We start from the raw sequence: 23,611 nt of genomic DNA, 5'->3' as shown, positions 1-23,611 counted from the left end.
GAAGCATGAATGCAACCCTTTTGTTTAATTGGTAAATACCTGGGTGGTGCCTGTCACCTGGTAATAAATTAGGTGGTGCCTGTCACCTGGTAGTCTCTGGAATAAACTAGGGTGAAGGTGTAAAATGGGGGGCAGAGGTTATGAAATGGGGGAATGGTGATGAATGTTGTTGATATGGCGCTTGAGGTTGCCAGCGTAGCTCATGATAAGCAGTATCGGAAGCAGACGAATATACCTTATATTTCTCATCCTGCTGCGGTCGGAATGATGTTGATAAAAGCTGGCTACGGAGAGGATCTTGTGGCTGCGGGTATTTTACATGATACGGTTGAAGATACGGATCTTACATTGGAAGAAGTAGAAAAGGTATTTGGTCCCAAAATAGCAGGGATCGTAGAAGGCTGCTCCGAGCCGGATAAATCATTATCGTGGGAAGATCGCAAGGAACATACCATTCAGTTCATAAAAACGGCCTCAGAGGAAATTCGTGTTGTCTCCTGTGCAGATAAACTACATAACGTCAGATCCATTCTTATTGAGTTTGAACAAAATGGCGATCTGGTTTGGACGAGATTTAAACGGGGTCGGGAACAGCAGCAATGGTATTACGAAAATATTATTGAAAGTTTAGGCTATCAATCTGAATTCCCATTGCTTAACGAGTTTAAGTCAGCAGTGGAGAAATTATTCTCGAAACACATATCTGAGTCAGATTTCTCGATAACAGAGGATGCCGGGCTTGATAAGGATGATATCATTGACCGAATCCACCCTAACAAAAACAAGACGAATTAAAAAAACTTCTTTCTGTAGGCATAATAAATTGAATTAATGACTAAGGCTCTTTTCTACAAGATTGTTGTTGTCGTTGCGTGAGTTGTGAAAACTTAAGTTGATGGAGCAGGCATTGAAGCGGAAATCCACGACTGTATTTTTATTTGCAACAAAGTTTACGAAAACAGACTAAATGAAAGAGGGAAGAACTAACGGCATTTATAAAATCAAAATGTTTGGAAAATAGATGATATTTTCAGTATAATAGTTTCTAATCCTAAAGAGGGTTAAAATTTTTTAGTTAGAAGGAGTCGAGCTGAGTATGGCAAGTGTGAGCACAGAGAAAAAAGGTTATTTTGGTGAATTTGGCGGGAGCTTTGTACCTGAGGATCTTCAGAAAGCTATGGACTATTTAGAGGAACAGTTTATAAAGTACAAGGGCGACCCAGAATTTGAAGAGGAATTTAAATTTTACCTAAAAGAATATGTGGGCCGTGAAAATCCGCTTACGTTTGCTGCTAACTTAACAGAACAAGTAGGCGGGGCAAAAATCTATCTGAAAAGGGAAGACCTGAACCACACAGGCGCCCATAAAATCAATAATGTAATGGGTCAGATTTTATTAGCAAAACGAATGGGTGCTAAGCGTGTAATCGCCGAAACCGGAGCTGGACAGCACGGTGTTGCTACTGCCACGGTTTGTGCCATGTTCGGGATGGAATGTATCATTTATATGGGGAAACTCGATACGGAACGCCAGGCCCTAAATGTCTTTAGAATGGAGCTTCTGGGCGCTAAAGTTGTTCCAGTCGAGGCAGGCCAGGGACGATTAAAGGATGCTGTAGACGCAGCCTTAGGCGACCTCGTCGAAAACTATGAAAATACGTTTTATCTATTAGGTTCCGCAGTAGGACCTCATCCATTTCCAACGATGGTAAAACATTTTCAGTCGGTTATCAGTGAAGAGTCCAAGCGCCAAATCCTTGAAAAAGAAGGCAAGCTGCCAACTGCTGTTATCGCCTGTGCCGGGGGCGGAAGCAATGCTATCGGGGCATTCGCTCACTATATTAAAGAACTCGATGTTCGCTTAATTGGAGTTGAACCGAGTGAAGCGCCAACGCTTTCAGAAGGGGTTCCAGCCATTATTCATGGCTTTCGGTGCTTGACTCTGCTAGATGAGAATGGCCAGCCAAAACCAACGTACTCAATTGCAGCTGGGTTGGATTACCCAGGTGTTGGTCCAGAGCATAGCCATTTAAAAGTGAGTGGAAGAGCAGAATATGTGACGGCAACTGGCCAAGATGCCCTAGAGGCGTTCCAGCTCCTGTCAAAAACGGAAGGAATTATCCCAGCTCTCGAAAGTTCCCACGCTGTCGCCCATGCTGTAAAACTAGCGAAAGAACTGTCAAAGGATGATATTTTAATCGTCAACCTGTCAGGCCGTGGTGATAAGGATGTTGAGCAGGTTTTCAAAATGCTTAATGACAACTAAATAATAAACGTCAACTAGAAACAGTCTGGCTCCTGCCAGGCTGTTTTTTGGTCTGGTAAATATTAAGTAGATCAATGCTGAATGCGTGATAGACATTATTTAAAACATGGCTGCGTTAAGAAACAGGGCTCTCGGACTCGTACGGGGAAAACGGCATTTGCAGTGAAATCAGAGTTCAAATTGAACATAAAGATCCATTTGAAAGCTTACTAACCAAATATTTAATATTTTACTTTGTGTTTAATTAATAAATACGTTGTAAAATTTTTTAAATATTGTTATTATTTATTTATGAAAACGCTATCATGAATTGTCATTGCTCTCAGTGATTAAACTAGAGGAGGAATAAAGTTGACAATCATAAACTGAAAATCTATTTTTACAACCCTCAATATTACAATCGCAGCTAAGCCTCTTCCCATTGGTTTGCATGTTTCTACAAGTTAACGGCTTGTAGTTTATGCATTTTCGGCTCACTTAAATCCACTCCAGGAAATTTCTCCACACAACCAACCAGAGATCATTCTACTGTATAAGCAAACATAGATAAGATAAATATTTTATCGGTTTACAAAGAATTGAGAAGAAACATATCTTCGGAAAAGTAGACTGAATCTTATGAATGTTTACCGCTTTTATGACTGTTAGCATGCCATAATAATAAAATTCATAGATTAATAAAGTTAAACGGCGGAAATAACGAAATGGAGGATGAACAGGATGGACTTTTCATATACGGAAACAGAATTAGCCTTTCAGACAGAACTGAGAACATGGTTAGAAGAAAATTTACCTGAGGGATGGATAGATGGAAATCGTTATATCCCTGAGGATAACCAGCAAAAAGGGGAATTTTTAAGAGAATGGCAGCGGAAGTTGTCTGAAGGTGGATGGGCAGGTATTTCTTGGCCAAAACAATATGGCGGAAGAGGAGCCTCATTAATTGAAGAGGTTATCTATGAACAGGAAATGGCCAGAGTCAAGGCACCACCTGTTTTGAATATTATTGGTACCGCAATGGTAGGACCAACGATCTTGCAAATTGGAACCGAGCAACAAAAGGAACGGTATATTCCCAAAATTTTAAATGGCGAAGAAATTTGGTCTCAAGGATATTCAGAACCAAATGCTGGCTCTGATCTAGCAGCTGTTCAGACTAAGGCAGTTAAAAAGGGAGATAAATGGAGTATCAACGGCCAAAAGATCTGGACTAGTTATGCACATTTGTCCGATCGCTGTTTCTTACTTGTTCGAACTGATAATACAGGGAAAAAACATGAAGGAATGACAGCTTTTCTGATTGACATGCATCAGGAAGGAGTAGAAACGAGAACGATTCGTTCGATAAATGACCGCCGCGATTTTAATGAAGTGTTCTTTAATGATGCAGTCGCATATGATGCCGACGTTGTGGGCGAAGTTAATAATGGTTGGAAAGTGTCGTTAACTTTACTTAGCCATGAGCGGGTAGGGGTAGCCAGACAGACGTTCAGGCTTCAAAAACAATTTGATGAACTCGTTGACTTGGCGAAAACATTGACAAGTAATGGAAATTCACTAATTGAAGACCCGATTGTCCGTCAAGAACTTGCTAGTTTTCGCGCTAAAACAAAGGCATTGTTATTTAGTTACTATCGTCATTTAACCACAGCTATTCGGACTGGCCGCCCAGGACCTGAAGGGTCGATGGATAAGCTTGCCTCAAGTGAATTAGGGCAGAAAATGCTCGCATACGCCATGTCTCTCCACGGTTCATCCAATACGCTCTGGAAGGATGATGCATTGGTTGATCCAAGTTGGCAGCATGATTACCTCCGTTCTTTTGCCTACACAATTGAAGGCGGTACATCCGAAATTCAGAAAAACATTGTGGCTGAACGTATTCTTGGTTTGCCAAAGGATATAAAATATTAATCTTTGAGTTTAGTAAGGTGAAAATACAATTCAGGGGTGAGCTTATGGACTTTGCATTAAATGAAGAACAAATTATGTTTCAAGAGACAACTCGTCAATTTTTGGAATCAAAGGGGGATTTAGCAATTTCCCGCAGTTATATGGAGGGAAATGAACAAGTTTCTGAAGAACTTTGGGATGGATTAGGAAAATTGGGCTTCATGGGAATTAATGTACCAGAAAGTTACGGAGGTATCAGTCTAGGTGCTTTATCTCTGGTTCCTATTTTTGAGGAAATGGGGCGCGCAGTTGTTCCAGGTCCTTACCCAGAAACCCTCGCCTTTGCTGTCCCTTTATTAGAAACTTATGGCAGTGAAGCTCAGAAGAATGCTTATTTACCTCAGATTTCGCAAGGGAAACGCAAATTTACACTCGCAATGGAAGAAAGTGGAGATAAAAATTCTTCACCAGCAAATATTCAAACGAGGGCTGAGCGAAGAGGGGAAGAGTATTTAGTACAAGGCAGTAAAATCCTCGTTCCTCATGCAGACATTGCAGATACCCTGATAGTTCCTGTGCGTACAGGAGGTTCGCACAGTGAATATGGTATCTCTTTACTGCTAATCGACACAGATCAAGTGAGCTTGGAGCTAAAAACAACACAAAGTATGGATGAAACAAGGAAAATGTTTTCGGTAACCTTTCAAGAGGTGAAAGTGCCTAAGACACAATTGTTAGGACCTGAAAACGCAGGGTGGCCGATCCTGCAATTTGGTTTATATCATTTAAATGCGGCTCTCTGTTCGACAATGGTAGGGGGAATGGACCGAACCGTGGATATGGCAACTGAATATGCGAAAACTCGTGAACAATTCGGGCAGCCAATAGGCCGTTTCCAAGCCGTAAAGCATAAAATTGTTGATATGAAACTAGCTTTGGAAAACGCCAGGTCATTATCCTATTACGCTGCCTGGGCTGTAGAAAACAATTCTGAGGATATGGCAGAGGCAGTGTCAATGGCTCGTTCCTACACCAGTGAAGCCTATATTGACTCAGCGGGTTCCAATATACAAATCCATGGGGGAATGGGCTTTACCTGGGAATATAATTGCCACTTATTCCTAAAACGTGCTCGATTTTTAGAGAATTACCTTGGAAGCCCAAGGTACCACCGAGAAACTGTTGCCAGCGAACTAGGGTGGTAAATTCAATACAGAAAATTATATTTAACTATTTTACAAAATGAGGAGTAATAAAGATGAAAGCAATTGTGCTAAGAGAAGTGGGAGGCCCTGAAAGTCTCCGTTATGAAGAAGTTGAGACTCCAAAGCCTCAAGCAGGTGAAGTGTTGGTAAAGCTAAAGTATGCTGCTCTAAATCGCAGAGATGTTTTCATTTCTAAAGGGATGTACCCTGGAATGAAACTCCCTTCAATCTTGGGAGCAGATGGTGCAGGAGATATTGCTGCTATAGGAGAAAACGTTCAAGATATTCAAGTTGGCAGTGAAGTAGTAATCGATTCTGGTATCGGCTGGGGAGAGGATCAGCGAATATCCAACCCAAACTTTTATATTTTAGGCATGCCAGTTGATGGAACATATGCCCAATATATTAGCGTGCCTGCTATTAATATCTACCCAAAACCAAAGCATCTTACTTGGGAGGAGACCGCATCACTTCCTTTAGCAGGTGTGACAGCTTACCGGGCCCTTGTAGTAAGAGGTCAGTTGCAGGCAGGTGAAACCGTGCTGATTCCCGGCATCGGGAGTGGAGTTGCCCTCTTTGTCCTGCAAATGGCCGTAGCAAAGGGAGCAAAGGTTTTCGTCACATCTAGCAGTGAGGAAAAAATTGAACGAGCAAAAAGCATGGGTGCTGTTGGCGGAGTAAACTACAGGCTGCCGGACTGGTCCAAGCAGCTACGTAAATTAATGGGTGCTGCCGATTTGGTAGTAGACGGTGTTGGAGGCCCTGGATTTAACCAACTTTTAAACCTGACTAAGGAAGGCGGCCGGATTGTAAGTTACGGCGCAACGAATGGAGCGGTCCCAGAGTTCATGCTTCAATGGATATTTTTGAAAAACATTGATCTTCGAGGAACGAAAATGGGAAGTCCGCAGCAATTTGCAGAAATGCTTGATTTCATGTCACAGCAAAAGATCCGTCCAGTAATAGATTGCTCTTTCCCGCTGGAAAAGGCAGCAGAAGCTCAATTATATATGGATCAAGGGAAAAACTTCGGTAAAATCACCTTAGAAATCCCTCAGTAAAGACTAGTTTTGGTTAGATTTTCCTTTGCAGAGAGTCTGTGGGTGGTGTGAACAGTCAGGAAAATTAATAAGACTATTAGTTAAATAAGAAAGTAGGTTTCGCGGCTTGAACGAGCAATGTTTATGACTCGTTTATTAGCTTCAACAGATCCATTTATTAAAGGGGATGCAAATAAATGTTAGAAAGTTTAGGAGTTACATCATTAACAATAAAACTGCCCTTTAGGTTAAACCATGTTAATTGTTTTTTTGCAGAAGGAGAAGAAGGCTGGACTATCCTAGATACAGGTCTTCATGACGCTGAGGCATATAAAAGTTGGAAAGCCATTATCGAAGAAAAAGAAATAACAAACATCATTATATCCCATTATCATCCTGACCACTACGGATTTGCCGGAAGTCTTCAGGAACTGACTGGTGCAAAGGTTCTTATGACGAAAACAGATCATAATACTGCTTTAGAGTTCGCAAAAGAACAAAAGAAAGGAAAATTAATACAGAACTATTTAAATTGCGGTATACCAGACAAAATTGTAGAAGAAATGACTCAAAACGAATCTGGTTTTAACCACTTAGTTAGCCCGCATCCGCAAGTAACTGGTTATTTAAAAGCTGGCGATAAAATTCAGTTTGGTAAATTACAATATGAGGTTATGAATGCCCCTGGACATTCTGATGGACTGATTTGTTTTTATAATAAGGAAAACAGTGTATTATTTTCAACCGACCATATCCTCCCTAAAATCACACCTAATATTTCCTATCATTTTTATGGTGAACCAAATCCACTGGAAAACTATATGCAATCTCTTCAAAGCTATAAAAAGCTAGAAGCCGAACATGTCATACCTTCACATGGAAACCCCTTTACGAATGCAAATAAAAGGATTGACGAGATATTAAATCATCACGAAGAAAGATTCATGAAAATATTGGACATCGCTAAAGCCCCTTCAAGTATTTTTGATATATGCCTGAAATTGTTTGGAAGTAAGTTGACTTCCCATGAAATGAGATTTGCAATTGGCGAGACTATTTCACACCTGCAATATTTAAAACATAAAGGGGAACTTTCACAAGACACGTATAAAGGAATTTACCAATATCAACGATAACAGTCGATTCAGAAGTATATTAACGGAACAAAAGGGGGTGAAAGTGTTGATAAAAACAGACATTAATAAGATCTCACTTTTTGGTAGAAGTGAGATTAAGGTTTTTACAAATCGGCCATCAACGATAAAGGATTTTTTCAATGATACAGTTTCGAAATATGGGAATAGAACGGCCCTAATTTTAGATGATGAGGAAATGACCTATATCGAATTGGATAAGCAGTCCAATCAACTAGCGGCTTCGCTTGAAAGAATATATCGAGTGAAGAAAGGGGATCGGCTGGCTGTGCTTGTCAGTAATAGTTTTGAATTTGCTATTATTGTCCTCGCCTGTATAAAAACCGGGATTATTATGGTTCCAGTGAACACTAAATTAAAACCTCCTGAAATTGCGTTTATACTTGGCCACTCAAAGCCAAAGATTATCTTCTGTGACAATAGTCTAATTTCTCTGGTTGAAGAATGTAAAAATCAGTTTAATGAGATACAACTGTATTCAAAACATTTCGTTGCCATTAGTGAAGAAGCGGCTGATTATGTAAATTTCCCTAGCTTGCTGTCAGGGAGCGACAAATTAACAGAGGTAGACAATAAGGAAACAGATCCTGCTTTTATCCTGTATACTTCCGGAACAACGGGCCGTCCGAAGGGAGCTGTGTTAAGCCATATTAATGTGATTCATTCCGTCATGCACTATCAGCTGGTCTTTAAAGGGAACTCTGAAGTGAGAAGCACACTTGCCGTTCCCTTCTTCCATGTGACAGGTCTGGTCGCTCGTTTCCTCCATTCGGTTTTTATCGGCGGGTCTTTGCTTATTTTTAAAAAATATCAAAACGAACAATATATTAAACAATGCTACGAAAAGAAAGTAAATGTACATAGTAATGTACCGACGATTTATGCAATGATGGCAACTAGTCCGCTATTAAAGAAGTTTTCCTTTGATTTTGTCAAAAGGGTGAGCTTTGGAGGAGGCCCTATTTATCAGCATACATTAGAAATGTTGAGGGAGATCTTTCCTAATGCCACATACCACAATGTATATGGAGCGACAGAGACAACATCACCCTCAACTATTATGCCCGGCAGTTATCCCATGTCAAAAGCCAGTTCAGTTGGTAAACCCGTTGAAACAGCCGACATAAAAGTGATTGATTCTAATGAAAATGAACTCGGACCAAACAAAGTTGGAGAGTTGTTAATTAAGGGTCCAATGGTAATAGGGCAATATTGGGATGATCCTGTTGCAAATGAAAACTCATTTGTGGACGGATACTGGCGTTCAGGTGATCTTGCAAAGGTCGATGAAGACGGATACGTTTACATTCTTGACCGAAAGAAAGACATGATTAACAGAGGTGGAGAAAAAGTTTTTTCATTAGAAGTGGAAGATGTTTTAAAGAAACACCCTGATATTGATGAAGTTGCAGTTATTGCTGTCCCAGACAAAATCTTTGGAGAAAGGGTTAAAACCTTTATTATATCCGATACCTTAAATGAAAAAGCCATTCCAGAAATAAAATTATACTGTTCGCAATTTTTAGCTAACTTTAAGATACCCGAGATTTATGAATTTATCGAAGAGCTGCCTAAAACAGCATCTGGAAAAACATTAAAACACCAGCTTAGGAAACGAGATTCTTGAATAGGTAAAATTTTATTTGCTCTATTGGCAAGTAATATAGGTTTATTAGTCTGAATATTGAATTTTTATTTAGACACGCTGTTGAGTTAATTTCTGAGGGGGACATAATGTCAATGGATAAAAAAATAATTACAGATACAATTCCGATTCGCAAAGGCGAGGAATTAAATGAACGGTTGCTTGAAGAGCTTCTCAGAAGAAAACTTCCAGACTTAAGCAACGAGCAAATGATTATGGAACAATTTAGCGCAGGCAGCTCGAATCTGACTTACCTCATAAGAATCGGCAAATGGGAGGGAGTTCTAAGGAGAGCGCCACTCGGCCCAGTGAACACTAAGGCCCACGATATGAATCGTGAGTTCAGAGTTCTAAGAGCGATCAGCCCTGTTTTTAAGCTTGCACCAAAGCCATATTTCTTTGTTGAAGATGAAAAAGTTATTGGAGCTCCTTTTTATCTGATGGAACGTCTAAATGGAGTTTTACTGGAAGCAGCACTTCCTGATAAAAAAGATGGGACCGAAACCGTTTATAGAAAAATTTCAAATACAATGGTCGATACACTCGTTAAGCTTCACAAAATAGATTACAAGAATACCGAGCTTGTTAAGATTACTCGTCCGGAAGGATTTCTAGAAAGACAGGTAAAGGGATGGATTGGCCGGTATAAAAATGTCGAGACGAACCATGTACCTGGTATGGAACAATTAATAAAATGGATCACCATGAACATGCCAGTTTCCCAGGAGCCGACGTTCATTCATTACGATTTTCATTTAAAAAATATCTTGTTTTCTAATCAAGATATAAGTCGTATTTCAGCTGTATTGGACTGGGAGATGAGTACCGTCGGCGATCCGCTGACAGATTTAGCGTCAGCCTTGGTTTTATGGCATGAAAATGGCGACCCAGACTTTTTTAAATTTCAAAAGGGAACTAGCCCTATAACAACTAGAACTGGATTTATATCCAGACAGGAATTTATTGAAGCCTATTCTGTAAAGAGCGGCAGAGATGTATCAAAGATGAATTATTATATCGTTTTCGGCTACTTCAAACATATCGTTATTATGCAGCAAATGTACTACCGTTGGAAGAAGGGGCAAACAAAAGATATACGGTTTGAAAAACTTGATGTTTTTGTAAAAAACTTAACGGACTGGGCACTCGAGAATACAGTTTCTCATACTAGGGAGTCTTAATCAGCCAGAGAGTATGGTTGCGGAATTTTATTAAACAATAATGTCATTTTAAATTTGGTACTCTTTGCTTGTCTTAGTTCATCAATATTAAATCTTGTTAAGCAGAGTTGTTTTTAATGATGGCGTTATTTTTGCAATATATAGTAGGAATATCTTTTATAAAGGAGGGGGGAAATAGGTCCAGTCAGCTTTCATTAGGTTTATCTATAGTGCTTATCTGAAACATAAAATATTTGCGTTATCTTATTTCTGAATATTTAAAATTATTAAGAAGTTATTTGAAAATAAAAAATTAACTCAGGAGGAAATCAATGAAAATAAAAAGTGGGTTTTTAAAGTTACCATTCCTAACAATCATTGCATTTACAATTATATTTATTACAGCTTGCGGATCGGATTCGACCAAAACGAATTCCTCAAGCACAGGAGGAAATGAAGACGGTGAAGAGATTTTCACGTTAAGATACAACACCACCTATCCTCCATCAGTATGGGATTGGGAGCCGAAATATAAATCAACAGAAGAGCTGGCCAAATTGATAGAAGAGCGGACTGAAGGCCGTGTGAAAATTGAAATCTTTTACAGTAACCAGCTTGCAGGGCAAGCGGAATCACTTGATGCACTTTCCAGAGGTACGATTGATATTCAAAACATCACTCCTTCTGCCTGGAGCGATAAGGTTCCAGAGGGAAGTTTTTCATCCTTGCCATTTGGATGGATGGGTGAAGAGCATGCTTCCCATCTTCTCCGTGAAACAGATGTTGGAAAGCTGTATGAAGAGGCCCTTGATGAATATGGGGTTAAAGTATTGTCCTATTGGTATAGCGGAACGAGCGGCTATTTGTCTAAGAAGCCAATTACCGGACCTGATGATTTTAAGGGCTTGGTTATGAACCAAGTAGGAAGCAACTTAACAGCTGAGTTTTATTCTGAGATGGGAGCTGGCGTAGCGAATATCCCATTTGCTGAACAATATGAAGGGTTGCTGCGAGGAACGATAGATACAATCCTATTTCCTTATTATGCTTTAGAAACTTATAAATTAAGTGAAGTAGTAGAGAGTATCACAGTACCGGGACCTGTAGCCCCTTCTTATGGTTTAGTTGCGATTAGTAACAAAGCTTGGGATAAATTGCCTTCCGATCTTCAAAAGATTGTTATGGATACAGCGTTAGAGATGGAAGAGGCGGGGATAGAAGGTTCTAAAAAGCTCACCCAAATGGGGATTGATTATGCGGAAAAAGAAGGACTTGAAATTAACCGTATGACCGAAGAAAGCTATAACGAATTTTTTAATTTAAGTGAAAAATTGGTTTGGGATAAATATGCCGCTATTAACGACAGAACAAAGAAAATTGCAGAAACAATTAGCACGGAAAGGGAGAAATGGATCAAAGATAATCCTGAAGCTCAAGCATATTTTGATGAGTACTTAGCTAAATAAGCTAGGTAAGGCTGCCAGAACAAAAAGGATCTAGAGTTCGTGCTTATGTATGCTCTTGGCAATCTAGATCCTTTTCTGTACTGAAAATAATAATTTTGATCTTCAGGGAGGGTTTTCTAAGATGAAGGAAATTTTAATTCGAGTGATGGATGTGATCACAAAAATAAATAAATCAATGGTCTGGATTATTGGAACATTAGTATTTTTGATGTGTGTTATGTTGACGGTCGATGTTTTACTGAGATACCTCTTTAATTCACCCACAGCATGGGCTTTTGAATTGGCAACGTGGGGAACAGGCATCATTGGTTTTATGCTTGGAGGCTATGCACTTGCGATTGGACAGCATGTACGGGTTGATGTTTTTTTTGAAAGATTAACGATTAGGCAACAAAGTATGGTGGAAATGATAAGTTCCTTTTTTCTTTTCTTAATGGCTATTAGCCTGATTTGGTTGGGTTTTGATTATGTTACTCACTACTATAATATCGGAGCAATCGCTACTGGCGGAATGGAAATGCCATTATGGATAAAGTGGCTGATCGTTCCTCTTGGAGGACTGTTAATTGCCTTGCAAGGGATTGTTAAGCTGATAAATGATCTATATATCATTTTTACTGGAGAAAAAATCTATGAAACCGAGGAGGAGATGTAATTGGAGGTCGGATTGATTGGACTTATCCTTTTTGGTTCATTATTGGTGTTTCTTTTCCTCGGCGTTCCCGTTGGTTTTACGATGGGCGGTATCTCGATCATTCTAGGGTTTATTTTTTGGGATGGTTTGCCAAGCGTTGATGGATTTGTATTAGGTTCTTTCAGTAAAATCACTGAATCCGTTTTGACAGCTCTTCCCTTATATATCTTTATGGCAGCTGTTCTCATGTATAGTGATTTGGCGGATGATTTGTATGAAGTGGTATACCGGTGGTTCGGCGGAATTCGAGGAGGTTTGGCAGCAGGCACAACGCTTATTGCAGCAATTTTTGCAGCGATGGTGGGAATCACTTCTGTTGCAACTGCCACCCTGGGTATGGTTGCCCGGCCATCCATGTTAAAGCGGGATTATGACGATAAATTAACAATTGGTGTCATTATGGCAGGAGGAACACTGGGGATTCTAATTCCTCCAAGTATCGTTATGATTGTTTTCGCAGCTGAATCGGGGGTCTCTGCAGGCGCCTTATTTATGGCTGGGATCATGCCAGGGTTATTAGCAGCATTACTTTTCATAGCCTATTGCATGATTTTATGTTTTATAAAACCAGAAAAAGGTCCGAGCATTGATATTGGAGAACGATTTACATGGTCTGAGAAATTCAAATCATTAAAAAGCATTGTCATCCCTTTATTGGTGATATTAGTTGTTCTTGGGTCAATTTATATGGGAATTGCCACTCCAACAGAGGCGGGTGCAGTTGGTTCGGTTGGATCCATCATTGCAGCAGCAGTTCGGAGAAAAATCACTGTTGAAAATATTAGAAAAGTGTTTATGATGACTGTCCGTTTAAATGGAATGATTTTCTGGATTTTAATTGGTGCTGTCGCCTATGCCAGAATCGTATCCGTTACTGGAGTGGGCCAGCATTTTGCCAGCATTATAACAGAAGCAAATGTTAATCGTTGGCTTATTTTAATTATGATGTTAGTCCTATTTTTAATAGCTGGAATGTTCATTGATACGGTTGCAGCGCTTTTAATTACAGCTCCGTTATTTATCCCGGCTTTAACTGCCATGAGCTTCGACTTAACTTGGTTTGGAGTCATCTTTGTTATATGCTGCTGTATCGGCAGTTTAACACCGCCTTTCGGAATGAGTATATTTGTCCTTCGGGGAGTAGCCAAAGACTTAAGCATAAAAAAAATATACTCCGCTGTTTGGCCATTTGTTTTCCTGCTTTTCGCTACATTAATATTAGTAATGATTTTTCCAGATATCGCTCTCTGGTTGCCAAATCTAGAGTGATTCACAAATTGATAAACTATAGGACAGAAAAATCAACCCCGATTTCGTCAAAGAGCATGCCAATAAAGAAACTTGCTTTCTTTATGGAAGGAGAGGGATAGTTATGAAAAAACCATGGTTAGCTTTTTATCCGGAGGGAGTACCCTATGAGGTTACAGCCCCTTCTAGTTCAGTTTTTGACTTGTTAAAGGATTCCGCAGACCTCCACCCTAATAAAGTTGCAGTGTTAGAAGGAAACAATCCTACAACCTACCTGGAATTAAAATGTATGGCAGAAGGCTTAGCTGCTTCCTTATATGAAAATGGTTTTAGAAAGGGAGACTTGCTTGCTATTATGCTGCCAAATTGTTTTGAGTATATTCTTTCTTTCTATGCCGTTCAACGGTTAGGTGGAACAGTCGTACAGGTGAATCCAATGTATCAGCCCAGAGAGCTGGAAAATCTGCTAGAAGATTCAGGGGCAAAATGGTTCATAAGCCATCAGGCTCAGGTGCAAAAGATTGAAAAGATTGGTTATAAAGAGAAATTACATATCCTTATTGCCGATGGTGATAGAGGAGAAGACAGCAGCCTATATTTTTGGGTAGATAACGGCAAAAACGAGCCTCCCATCATCGGAATGGATGTTGATAACGATATAGCGATCCTTCAATACACTGGCGGGACAACAGGCAAGCCGAAGGGGGTTATGATTTCACATTATAATGTTGTGTGTAACTTGTACCAAAACAAAGTATCAAGTCCAGAAGAGGCGAACGGTAATGTTTGGGAACGTGTGATAGGAATGGCACCCATGTTCCACGCAATGGGTTTGACGATCATGATTACAACTATATTTAGGGGCGGAACCTATTACCCAATTCTAAAGTTCGATTTAAATATTGTCGTTGACACGATCAAGAAAATTCAGCCAACGGTTTTTAGCGGCTCACCTACCATGTATATTGCTTTGCTAAATCACCCTGGTTTAAAAGCGGAAGACTTATCAGCAATAAAATCATTCGGCAGCGGTTCGGCACCTCTGTCGGTTGAAGTAATGAAAGCGTTTGAAGAGAAAACATCTGTACCCATTACTGAATCATATGGTTTATCAGAGGCTACCACAATGACTCATAAGAATCCTAGTAATGGAGTAAGAAAGCCAGGCAGCATTGGCATCCCTGTTCCAAGCACCGATTGCCGTATCGTAGACATTGAAACAGGAACAAAAGACGTGCTGTTAGGCGAAAAAGGAGAACTTCTTATAAAAGGTCCTCAAATTATGAAAGGTTATTGGAAGAATAAAACCGAAACGGAAAAAACGTTAAAAAATGGCTGGCTATATACAGGTGATTTAGCGGTAATGGACCAAGATGGATATTTTTATATCGTAGGCAGGAAAAAGGACATGATTATTGCCGGGGGATATAATATTTATCCTCTTGAAATTGAGGAAGTCCTTTATAAACTTCCAGAGGTAAAAGAGGTATGCGTCTACGGAATACCAGATAAATACAGGGTAGAAACTGTTAAGGCTGCCATTGTGTTAAAAGAAAATACAACCATAACAGAAAAAGAAGTTGAAGAATGGTGCAATGAACATTTAGCGAGATATAAAGTTCCACGTTATATTGAATTTAGGGAAGAACTCCCTAAAACAGCAGTAGGAAAGATTCTTCGTACAAAACTAATTGAAATCGAGAAAGATAGATTGGTAAATAACTAGGTTTTAAGGAGAGAGAGCTAAGGATCTGATAACAAAAAATAAGACACCGGAAACAACGCTGGGATTTTGAATTCTCAGTGTTGTTTATACTTTGGTTCTGTTCCCTTTGTGTTAATTTCCACGAAAGCAAGCGGGTTGATGCCTACTTTTACACAAAGCCAGTTTAAAGAGTTAAGCATATTTATCTGATTATTTAGAATTGACTAAAAGGTTTATTTCCTTTAAAATTTTAATTATAGGTATGTCGTACCGTTTAACGGTAACAGAACGTAAAAAGGGGTGAAATTATGAAGGCGCTTCAAATTCCTGTTGTTGAGCTTCCTAGAGAAACTGAGAATTTAAGAAGAGAAATTAGATTGTTTATTCAACAGAAAATAGACAGTGGCTTAATTGAACCGAAATGTGATTCTTGGTTAAGCGGATATTCCGCTGAATTTTCAAAAGATATGGGCAGGCGTGGCTGGATTGGAATGACCTGGCCAAAAAAATATGGCGGTGGGGAACGTCCGTCGATAGAAAGATATGTTGTAACAGAAGAAATGCTGGCAGCAGGAGCTCCAGTTGCGGGGCACTGGATTGCAGACAGACAAACTGGGCCGCTTTTACTTAAATATGGAACAGAAAAGCAGAAGCATTTTTTCCTGCCGAGAATTGCAAAGGGTGAATGTTTCTTTGCTATAGGTTTAAGTGAACCAAATGCAGGTTCTGATTTAGCAAACATACAAACACGCGCAATGAAAGTTGATAAGGGCTGGATCCTGAATGGGAGTAAAACATGGACGAGTGGGGCTCATTTTTCGCATTATTCTATTGTTCTTTGCCGGACCTCTCCCCAAGACCCAGACAATCGCCATTCGGGAATGAGTCAATTGATTTTGGATTTAAAAGCTCCTGGGGTAACGATCAGGCCTATACATCTAATGACTGGTGAACACCATTTTAATGAAATCTTTTTTGATGATGTTTTTGTCCCGGATGATTTGGCTGTTGGTGAAATTGGGAACGGCTGGGCGCAGGGAATGGCTGAACTGGCTTATGAAAGAAGTGGTCCTGAACGGATTTTAAGTACATATCCTCTACTGAATGAACTTACCAACATTCTCATTGAGCAGGGAAATACAGAATCGTTAAATAAAGTGAGCAGACTGATTTCAAGATTGTGGACATTACGCAATATGTCATTGGGAATTGCCCAATTGCTCGAGGAAGGCGTACCTTCTAATATGATCGCTTCATTAGTAAAAGATATGGGGACAAAGTTCGAACAAGAAATTCCTGAAATAACTAGATTATTAGTTTCAGTTACTCCATCAGTCAACTCTGAATCTCTCATTGAAAAATATTTGGCACAGTCCATTTTACAGTCACCAGGATTCACGTTACGAGGGGGAACGAGTGAGATCCTTAGGGGAATCATTGCAAAGGGGGTTATCCAGCAATGAGCGAGATGAGTGAATTGATTATTGAATCAACCAGTAAGGTATTTGCAGCCTATTCAACAAAGGAAGTTGTAAATGAAGCTGAGAAAGGGATCTGGGCGAATGAACTCTGGAATAAACTGGCTCAGTATGGAATCGTAACGGTTGCTGTTCCTGAAGAGTTAGGAGGAAGCGGAGGGGATTATGAAGATGCTTTAAGTATCGTCCGCCTTGCAAGCAGGTTCTCAGCACCTGTTCCTTTAGCTGAAACCTTTATCGCAAATTGGTTGTTGGCTGAACATGGAGTAGCAGTGACTAATGAGGTACTTACCATTGCCACGGAAACTGATGGGCAGCCATTCAAGTTTTATCAAGAAGGTAACGGCTGGATTGTGACTGGCAGGGCAAAAAACGTTCCTTGGGGTAGATTTGCAAAGAAATTAGTTGTACTAGGTGAGGCATCAGAAGGAGGTGCCCTCTCTGTTCTGAACTTAGAAAAGGCTGAAATTATTCAAGGGAACAATATAGCTGGAGAGGCACGGGATCAAGTGGTTTTTAATCAAGTCTTTATACCAGAGTGTACAATCATCCCCGTAGACAAGATCAAGTACGAAGAGAGGATTCTTTATAGCTGCGCATTAACTAAAAGTGTCATGATGGCAGGTGCCTTAGATAATATCTTGGAGATTGCCATTAATTATTCAAAGGAAAGATCACAATTTGGAAGGCCAATACACCGTTTCCAAGCAATTCAGCACCACCTGGCATTACTTGCAGGAGAAGCGGCTGCAGCAGGAATTGCGGCCAGTTATGCTATTCATTCCTTTCAAAAGAATCCTGTTTCAAAAGAAATTGCTCTTGCTAAACTTCGTATAAATGAAGCGGCTGGAAAGGCAGCGCCGATTGCCCACCAAGTATTAGCAGCAATCGGTTTTACCTATGAACATATTTTACATCACAATACACGGAGACTGTGGGCATGGCGTGATGAATTTGGAAAAGAATCCGATTGGGAAAAAGTAATAACTAAACAACTGCAAAAGTTAGAAAAAAATGAACTTTGGCCACTGATTACTGGCGTAAAAAATAATCAAAAAAAGGTGGAAACGAGATGAGAGATTTAATTTTTACTGTTGAAAATAATGTGGCGAAAATTGTTCTGAATCGTCCTGACAGCTTGAACGCTTTTAGCCTTGAAATGATTGATCTTTGGATTGAAGCCCTGGAGACAGTCCGGGACTCTGATGATATCCGGGTCCTCGTTTTATCTGGAAATGGCCGGGGTTTCTGTTCGGGCGGTGACATCAAGTCAATGGCAAAGGGCGATGGATTTCTTCAAACGAACGGAACGGAAGACCTTTCATCAACAGCATTGGCAAGGAAAAACTCTTTGTGGAAAAAAGTTCAGCGAATCCCGCTTCTTGTCCAGGAAATTGATATCCCAGTTATAGCGGTTTTACATGGAGTTGCGTTTGGAGCTGGATTTGACATGACATTAGCTTGTGATATCCGTATTGCTTCAGAAAACACGAAAATATCGGAAAGTTATTTGAATGTAGGAATCGTTCCTGGAGACGGTGCCGCATGGTTTTTACCAAGATTAGTAGGGACTGATAAAGCTTTGGAGCTGCTTTGGAACAGAACCGTTCTCTCAGCCCACGAAGCAAAGGATATGGGATTAGTTACACATGTGGTCAAAGATGAGGAATTACAAGAGTTTGTTGACCAATACATAAATAAATTGGCCTCAGGGCCTCAGGCAGCTATGCGTTTTACTAAGAGAGCAGTATACCAGGGACTAACCATGGATTTGCGGACTTCCTATGATATGATCTCTTCCGCAATGGGAATCGTAACGGAACTTGAAGATTATCAAGAAGGTGTAAATGCAGTTGTTGAAAAGAGAAAACCAAACTTTAAATAAGCCCCATTTTTACAAGATTGTTGTTATTGCATGAATTGTAAAACTAAAAAGTTGATTGGAGCGGAAGGTGCCGGACTCCGGCGGGATCACCGTACGCTCCGCAGAAACCAAGCGGCTCAAGCGGAAATCAACAACTACGATCTTTACAAAACTGAGCCGAAAATTAAAGAGGTGAGCAGAATTTGCAGGCATTAGAGGGAATTAAAGTATTAGATTTATCTAGAACGTTAGCTGGTCCGTTTTCCACAATGATGCTTGGGGATATGGGTGCAGACATAATAAAAGTCGAACAGCCAGGCACAGGGGATGAAACGCGGCGTTTTACACCACCAACCTGGAATGATGAAAGTTGCTATTATCTCTCTTCAAATCGCAATAAACGGAGTATAACGATCGATATTAAATCAAGTGAGGGCCAAGAGATTATTTATAAATTAGCGAAAGAATCTGATATTTTCATTGAAAATTTCAGAACAGGCACAATGGAAAAACTGGGGTATGGATATGAAAAATTGAAAGAAATCAACCCAAGACTAATCTATGTTTCTGTTTCCGGCTTCGGTCGCACAGGTCCTGAAAAAGATCGGGCCGGTTATGATTTATTGCTGCAGGGCTACAGCGGCTTAATGAGTATAACAGGCGAGTCTGATGGACCTCCAGTAAAAACCGGGACCTCTATTGTTGACCTTACAACAGGAATGTTTGCTGCTTTTTCTATGGTTACGGCGCTATTGGCCAGAGAAAAAACGGGAAGAGGGCAGTTTATCGATGTCAGTTTACTAGATAGCCAAGTTGCCTTGCTGAATTACCATGGAACTAATTTTTTCGCAACTGGAAAACCCGCAAATCGATTCGGTTCCGGTCATCCAACGATTTGTCCTTATCAAGCATTTCAGGCTAAAGATATGGAAGTTATTTTAGCTGTAGCCAATGATGGATTATGGAGGAAATGCTGTACTGCTTTTGGGTGGAACGATTTAATGGAAGATGAAAGATTTATGATAAATGATGACAGAGTTGCTTATCGTGACATCCTGGTTGAAATCATCTCAGACCGTCTTTCCAAAATGGAAAGCCAAGAAATCTTTCGTTTAATGGATGAAGCGGGTGTACCATGTGGGCCTATCCATTCTGTTGAACAAGTATTAACTCACCCTCATGTTTTAGCAAGAGATATGATCCTTGAAATCGACCATCCTAATGTGAAGGATCTAAAGGTTCCCAATTTTCCTGTAAAGTTCTCTGAAACACCCGCAAAGCTGAGACAGCACCCTCCATTATTAGGAGAGCATACAGACCAAATCTTGTTAGAGCTTGGATATTCAGAACAAAAGATCAGTACAATGAAGGAGCAAAAAGTCCTTTGAACAACAATTGGCTGAATCATTTTGCCAATTTACTTTTAAAAGATAAAAATCTAATCAAAGGCCATAAGGAGGAAAGCAAGTGGATTTAAATTTACAAGATAAAGTTGCACTTATAACAGGTGGCAGTAAGGGAATCGGATTTGCGACTGCTCTTTTTTTAGCAAAAGAAGGTGCAAACGTAGCAATTTGCGGCAGGAGTCTCAATAAATTGACAGAAGCAGCTGCTGCAATTAAAGAGAAGACAGGTAAAGAGGTTTATTTCACATCCAAAGACGTTACTTTAAGACAGGATTGTGAAGATTTTGTTCGTGAAACAGCTGAACATTTTGGCGGAGTTGATATTTTAATTAATAATGCTGGACAATCAGCCGCAAAACCTTTCGAATCAATTAATGAAGAGGCATGGAGAAAGGATCTGGATTTGAAACTATTTGCTGCCATCCATTGTTCTAATGCTGCCCTTCCCTATATGAAGGAAAAAGGAAAGGGATCAATTATTAATGTCACAGCAACAATCGCTAAAACTGCACCTGCTTCGTCTATGCCAACCTCTGTAAGCAGAGCAGCAGGCATGACTCTTACAAATGCGATGAGCAAAGACCTTGGGAAATACAATATAAGGGTTAATACGGTTTGTATTGGCCTCATTAAAAGTGAACAAATTGAACGGCAATGGCAGGAGAATTATAGTCAATTAACTTGGGATGAGTTTTCACAGTCACCAGCTCACAAAGTTCCATTAGGCAGAATCGGAGAGGCAGAAGAAGCAGCTAATGTTATTGGTTTTTTAGTGTCTGATGCAGCGTCCTATATAACAGGGACATCCGTTAATATTGACGGTGGAAAAGGAGAGGCATTGTAATTAATCCGCTGAATAGAAAGTTTAACGATATTAACTGCAAATAGGAACCGATGGAAAGGAGGTACTTGTTGATGAGTGAAGATAATTCCATGCAGACGATTAATCGAACAATTCAAGTCTTAAAATCATTTACCAGTGAAGTCAGGGAACAATCATTATCTAGCCTTCATAAGGATTTGGGGCTGTCTAAGTCTAGTTTACAAAGAATATTAAACACATTAGTTCTTCATGGACTCCTAGAAAAGGATAATAATAGGAAAACCTACAAGCTAGGGATGGAGCTATATTATTTAGGAAAGTTAGTAGAAGAACATTCGCATTTAATATCTACTGTTAAACCACATTTGAAAAGTTTGCGAGATCGATTAGGTGAAAATGTTTATTTAAATGTTATTGAAAACAATCAACGAAAGTGTATTGCTTTTGAAGAGGCAAAACAGCTGCTTATGACCATTTCTCATGTTGGCCAAACTTCGCCTCTCCACGCAGGCGCCTCTGCCAAACTGCTGTTGGCATATCTAAGTCAGACAGAAATAGAAGAGTATATCATTGAAAAAAATTTAGAGGTAATTACAGAAAAAACCATTGCTGATAAATCAAAGTTACGAGATGAACTTAAAGAAATAAGAGCAAATGGCTATGCATCCAGTTTTGGAGAACGTGTACCAGGCGTATTTGCGGCGAGTGCACCGATCCTTAGTCGTGATGGTCAACTAATAGCAGGCATCGCGGTCTCAGCACCAATGGTTAGGGTTGATGATGAAGTAATAAATACTTTTATTATTGCTATAAAAGAAGTGGCAGCTCAAATCTCTAATGAAATAAGATTTCAAGATGCCTTAGTTTAATAGATAAAAAGCAATTTCAAAACGGACGAGATGTATCTTCCAATTTCATTTTTATAAGTTGTATCGCGTCACATTTTGAAAAATCCTTTAAATATAGTCTCCTACATATAAATTAGCTATTAAAATTTCTATTGATCAATAACTAAACCGGTTCACATATATGTTAAAACAAAAGAGGTGAATTTTATGTCTTTGGAATCGATTGATGATATGAGAAAAATTTATGAGAGCAGTCCCTTTAACAATTTTGTCGGGATAAAGTTAAAAAAGTTTGAAGAAGGTGCCGTCGTTTATTCCATAAAGATAAAACCTAACCATCTCAATGTAAATCAGGCAGTCCATGGAGGAGTTTACTTTACTATATTAGATTCTGTCATGGGTGCAACAATCCGCTCGGTAACGAAAGAGCCAATAACCACAATTAATACTACAATTAATTATTTTGCCTCTTTAAAGGACGGGGATGAAATGATCGCCTCTGCGAAAGTAGTACAAAGAGGAAGAAGTATTGTTACTGCAGAAGCTGAGGTAACCGACCGGAATGGGACTGTATTAGCTAAAACAGTGGGAACCTTTAAGATTTTAAAACAAAGGTATTAGAGAAATTCAGCAAAATTAACAATTAACCTAATCTGGCTAGAACATCATTAAACAGGTCATTTAAGGAAAGAAGGGGTAACCATGAGCATCATAAAAGTCGGTCCAGTTGAAATAATCATGGGGGAAAATGATAGCCGTGCTCCATTCTCTACATGTATGGTTATCAAGGGCAAGGACAATTCTGCACTTATAGAGTGTGGGGCAGGGATGGAAGCCTTATTATCCATCCGAAAACAACACAATATAAAAAGAATATACTTATCCCACCATCATTTTGATCATACATGGGGAGTATCCTTATTTCCAGATGCTGAGAAATTCATTAATCCGCTTGATTTAAACAAAGCCTTAAATACCGAAGAACTCGTGAAGGCTCAAGGGTTTCCAGCCGTTTTAGAAGAAGCTGAATTAAAAAGCCTGCTTGATGAACAGCACCATTTTTCCCCTCCTGGTTCTGATAGGGTGTTCGAGCGAAACTTGGATATAAGGGATAGTTATGCATATGATCAGGAATTTGAAGTGTCTGGTACAAGTGTGATGATGATTCATTCTCCTGGGCACACGGAAGGGTACTGCTGTCCATATCTGCCCGAACATGGAATTTTGTATGTGGGGGATTTTGATTTAACCTCTTTTGGCCCGTTCTATTGTGATGCAGACGGTAATATTGATTTGTTTATAAGGTCGGCACAAAAGACCCTCGAAATAGATGCGGAATATATTGTGACTGCCCATCAAAAGGGTGTAATGCGAAAGGCTGAATATAAAAGAAAACTTATAGATTACTTGGCGATTATCGAAAAGCGGGAACAAGTCATTAAAAGATTTATTAAGAATGGAAGACCTCCTCAGGAACTGACAAAACAAAGCATCTTCTACTACGAGGAACAAACGAAAAGAAATCCTTTTTACTTAAAGAGTGAAAAGTTAGGCATTGTTAAACATTTACAAAGGCTTATTCATCAAGGCGAACCATTTGACGAATTTTATCAGGAATTTCTTTTGGTCCAAAACATAAAAGAAAAGTACACGACCTATCAAAGCGGGTTGGGAAAAGTGAATAATCAGTAGAATTATAGTACAGCGAGGATCACA

The 23,611-nt window shown here is 39.6% G+C and carries 20 protein-coding genes; all 20 read left to right on the top strand.

Annotated features, from left to right (window positions below; all coding sequences use genetic code 11):
- Positions 1 to 159 precede the first annotated feature (159 nt).
- The 20 genes from HRJ06_RS12995 (at position 160) to HRJ06_RS12900 (ending at position 23,587) form a co-directional block, all read left to right on the top strand.
- Positions 160 to 795 carry an HD domain-containing protein gene (locus HRJ06_RS12995; RefSeq protein WP_174733353.1) on the top strand — a complete coding sequence of 212 codons (636 nt, stop codon included), beginning with the start codon at positions 160 to 162 and terminating at the stop codon, positions 793 to 795.
- A gap of 301 nt (positions 796 to 1,096) precedes the next feature.
- Positions 1,097 to 2,266, top strand: a complete 1,170-nt coding sequence (trpB, locus tag HRJ06_RS12990; protein ID WP_174733352.1) for a tryptophan synthase subunit beta — start codon at positions 1,097 to 1,099, stop codon at positions 2,264 to 2,266.
- Between the two features lie 720 nt (positions 2,267 to 2,986).
- Entirely contained in the window at positions 2,987 to 4,180 is a 1,194-nt protein-coding gene (locus tag HRJ06_RS12985; RefSeq protein WP_174733351.1) for an acyl-CoA dehydrogenase family protein, read from the top strand.
- A 44-nt stretch (positions 4,181 to 4,224) separates the two neighbouring features.
- On the top strand, positions 4,225 to 5,364 hold the full coding sequence (locus HRJ06_RS12980) for an acyl-CoA dehydrogenase family protein (RefSeq protein ID WP_174733350.1): 1,140 nt from the start codon (positions 4,225 to 4,227) through the stop codon (positions 5,362 to 5,364).
- A gap of 53 nt (positions 5,365 to 5,417) precedes the next feature.
- A complete protein-coding gene (locus HRJ06_RS12975; protein WP_174733349.1) occupies positions 5,418 to 6,425 on the top strand; it encodes a quinone oxidoreductase family protein in 1,008 nt (335 codons plus the stop codon).
- A gap of 176 nt (positions 6,426 to 6,601) precedes the next feature.
- On the top strand, positions 6,602 to 7,540 hold the full coding sequence (locus tag HRJ06_RS12970; protein ID WP_174733348.1) for an MBL fold metallo-hydrolase: 939 nt from the start codon (positions 6,602 to 6,604) through the stop codon (positions 7,538 to 7,540).
- A gap of 46 nt (positions 7,541 to 7,586) precedes the next feature.
- Positions 7,587 to 9,185: a class I adenylate-forming enzyme family protein gene (locus tag HRJ06_RS12965; protein ID WP_174733347.1), complete on the top strand. Its 1,599-nt coding sequence runs from the start codon at positions 7,587 to 7,589 to the stop codon at positions 9,183 to 9,185.
- Positions 9,186 to 9,298: 113 nt separating this feature from the next.
- The gene (locus HRJ06_RS12960; RefSeq protein WP_174733346.1) at positions 9,299 to 10,384 is read left to right on the top strand and encodes a phosphotransferase family protein; all 1,086 of its coding nucleotides are present in this window, start codon (positions 9,299 to 9,301) and stop codon (positions 10,382 to 10,384) included.
- A gap of 311 nt (positions 10,385 to 10,695) precedes the next feature.
- On the top strand, positions 10,696 to 11,829 hold the full coding sequence (locus HRJ06_RS12955; protein ID WP_174733345.1) for a TRAP transporter substrate-binding protein: 1,134 nt from the start codon (positions 10,696 to 10,698) through the stop codon (positions 11,827 to 11,829).
- A 121-nt stretch (positions 11,830 to 11,950) separates the two neighbouring features.
- The gene (locus HRJ06_RS12950; protein WP_174733344.1) at positions 11,951 to 12,484 is read left to right on the top strand and encodes a TRAP transporter small permease subunit; all 534 of its coding nucleotides are present in this window, start codon (positions 11,951 to 11,953) and stop codon (positions 12,482 to 12,484) included.
- Positions 12,485 to 13,792: a TRAP transporter large permease gene (locus HRJ06_RS12945; RefSeq protein ID WP_174733343.1), complete on the top strand. Its 1,308-nt coding sequence runs from the start codon at positions 12,485 to 12,487 to the stop codon at positions 13,790 to 13,792.
- A 103-nt stretch (positions 13,793 to 13,895) separates the two neighbouring features.
- Entirely contained in the window at positions 13,896 to 15,497 is a 1,602-nt protein-coding gene (locus tag HRJ06_RS12940; protein WP_174733342.1) for a long-chain-fatty-acid--CoA ligase, read from the top strand.
- Between the two features lie 287 nt (positions 15,498 to 15,784).
- Positions 15,785 to 16,939: an acyl-CoA dehydrogenase family protein gene (locus tag HRJ06_RS12935; protein ID WP_174733341.1), complete on the top strand. Its 1,155-nt coding sequence runs from the start codon at positions 15,785 to 15,787 to the stop codon at positions 16,937 to 16,939.
- Positions 16,936 to 18,030: an acyl-CoA dehydrogenase family protein gene (locus HRJ06_RS12930; RefSeq protein ID WP_174733340.1), complete on the top strand. Its 1,095-nt coding sequence runs from the start codon at positions 16,936 to 16,938 to the stop codon at positions 18,028 to 18,030. The genes HRJ06_RS12935 and HRJ06_RS12930 overlap by 4 nt, the downstream gene beginning before the upstream one ends.
- Complete coding sequence (locus HRJ06_RS12925) at positions 18,027 to 18,839, top strand: enoyl-CoA hydratase/isomerase family protein (protein ID WP_174733339.1); 813 nt, start codon at positions 18,027 to 18,029, stop codon at positions 18,837 to 18,839. The genes HRJ06_RS12930 and HRJ06_RS12925 overlap by 4 nt, the downstream gene beginning before the upstream one ends.
- A gap of 182 nt (positions 18,840 to 19,021) precedes the next feature.
- Positions 19,022 to 20,206 carry a CaiB/BaiF CoA transferase family protein gene (locus HRJ06_RS12920; RefSeq protein ID WP_174733338.1) on the top strand — a complete coding sequence of 395 codons (1,185 nt, stop codon included), beginning with the start codon at positions 19,022 to 19,024 and terminating at the stop codon, positions 20,204 to 20,206.
- A gap of 79 nt (positions 20,207 to 20,285) precedes the next feature.
- A complete protein-coding gene (locus HRJ06_RS12915) occupies positions 20,286 to 21,068 on the top strand; it encodes an SDR family oxidoreductase (protein ID WP_174733337.1) in 783 nt (260 codons plus the stop codon).
- 71 nt (positions 21,069 to 21,139) lie between these two features.
- On the top strand, positions 21,140 to 21,916 hold the full coding sequence (locus tag HRJ06_RS12910) for an IclR family transcriptional regulator (RefSeq protein WP_174733336.1): 777 nt from the start codon (positions 21,140 to 21,142) through the stop codon (positions 21,914 to 21,916).
- Positions 21,917 to 22,102: 186 nt separating this feature from the next.
- The gene (locus HRJ06_RS12905) at positions 22,103 to 22,516 is read left to right on the top strand and encodes a PaaI family thioesterase (RefSeq protein ID WP_174733335.1); all 414 of its coding nucleotides are present in this window, start codon (positions 22,103 to 22,105) and stop codon (positions 22,514 to 22,516) included.
- Between the two features lie 81 nt (positions 22,517 to 22,597).
- The gene (locus tag HRJ06_RS12900) at positions 22,598 to 23,587 is read left to right on the top strand and encodes an MBL fold metallo-hydrolase (RefSeq protein ID WP_174733334.1); all 990 of its coding nucleotides are present in this window, start codon (positions 22,598 to 22,600) and stop codon (positions 23,585 to 23,587) included.
- Positions 23,588 to 23,611 lie beyond the last annotated feature (24 nt).

It is taken from the genome of Mesobacillus harenae (genome assembly GCF_013343715.1).
Classification (GTDB): Bacteria; Bacillota; Bacilli; order Bacillales; family Cytobacillaceae; genus Mesobacillus_A; species Mesobacillus_A harenae.
The sequence above is the reverse complement of the archived record's forward strand: the minus strand, read 5'-3'. Positions and strand labels throughout refer to the sequence as shown.

Excerpts from the sequence above, each read along its gene's own strand:
- HRJ06_RS12995 (WP_174733353.1), top strand. The coding sequence starts at position 160 with ATGAATGTTGTTGATATGGCGCTTGAGGTTGCCAGCGTAGCTCATGAT.
- trpB (WP_174733352.1), top strand. The coding sequence starts at position 1,097 with ATGGCAAGTGTGAGCACAGAGAAAAAAGGTTATTTTGGTGAATTTGGC.
- HRJ06_RS12985 (WP_174733351.1), top strand. The coding sequence starts at position 2,987 with ATGGACTTTTCATATACGGAAACAGAATTAGCCTTTCAGACAGAACTG.
- HRJ06_RS12980 (WP_174733350.1), top strand. The coding sequence starts at position 4,225 with ATGGACTTTGCATTAAATGAAGAACAAATTATGTTTCAAGAGACAACT.
- HRJ06_RS12975 (WP_174733349.1), top strand. The coding sequence starts at position 5,418 with ATGAAAGCAATTGTGCTAAGAGAAGTGGGAGGCCCTGAAAGTCTCCGT.
- HRJ06_RS12970 (WP_174733348.1), top strand. The coding sequence starts at position 6,602 with ATGTTAGAAAGTTTAGGAGTTACATCATTAACAATAAAACTGCCCTTT.
- HRJ06_RS12960 (WP_174733346.1), top strand. The coding sequence starts at position 9,299 with ATGGATAAAAAAATAATTACAGATACAATTCCGATTCGCAAAGGCGAG.
- HRJ06_RS12955 (WP_174733345.1), top strand. The coding sequence starts at position 10,696 with ATGAAAATAAAAAGTGGGTTTTTAAAGTTACCATTCCTAACAATCATT.
- HRJ06_RS12950 (WP_174733344.1), top strand. The coding sequence starts at position 11,951 with ATGAAGGAAATTTTAATTCGAGTGATGGATGTGATCACAAAAATAAAT.
- HRJ06_RS12940 (WP_174733342.1), top strand. The coding sequence starts at position 13,896 with ATGAAAAAACCATGGTTAGCTTTTTATCCGGAGGGAGTACCCTATGAG.
- HRJ06_RS12935 (WP_174733341.1), top strand. The coding sequence starts at position 15,785 with ATGAAGGCGCTTCAAATTCCTGTTGTTGAGCTTCCTAGAGAAACTGAG.
- HRJ06_RS12930 (WP_174733340.1), top strand. The coding sequence starts at position 16,936 with ATGAGCGAGATGAGTGAATTGATTATTGAATCAACCAGTAAGGTATTT.
- HRJ06_RS12925 (WP_174733339.1), top strand. The coding sequence starts at position 18,027 with ATGAGAGATTTAATTTTTACTGTTGAAAATAATGTGGCGAAAATTGTT.
- HRJ06_RS12910 (WP_174733336.1), top strand. The coding sequence starts at position 21,140 with ATGAGTGAAGATAATTCCATGCAGACGATTAATCGAACAATTCAAGTC.
- HRJ06_RS12905 (WP_174733335.1), top strand. The coding sequence starts at position 22,103 with ATGTCTTTGGAATCGATTGATGATATGAGAAAAATTTATGAGAGCAGT.
- HRJ06_RS12900 (WP_174733334.1), top strand. The coding sequence starts at position 22,598 with ATGAGCATCATAAAAGTCGGTCCAGTTGAAATAATCATGGGGGAAAAT.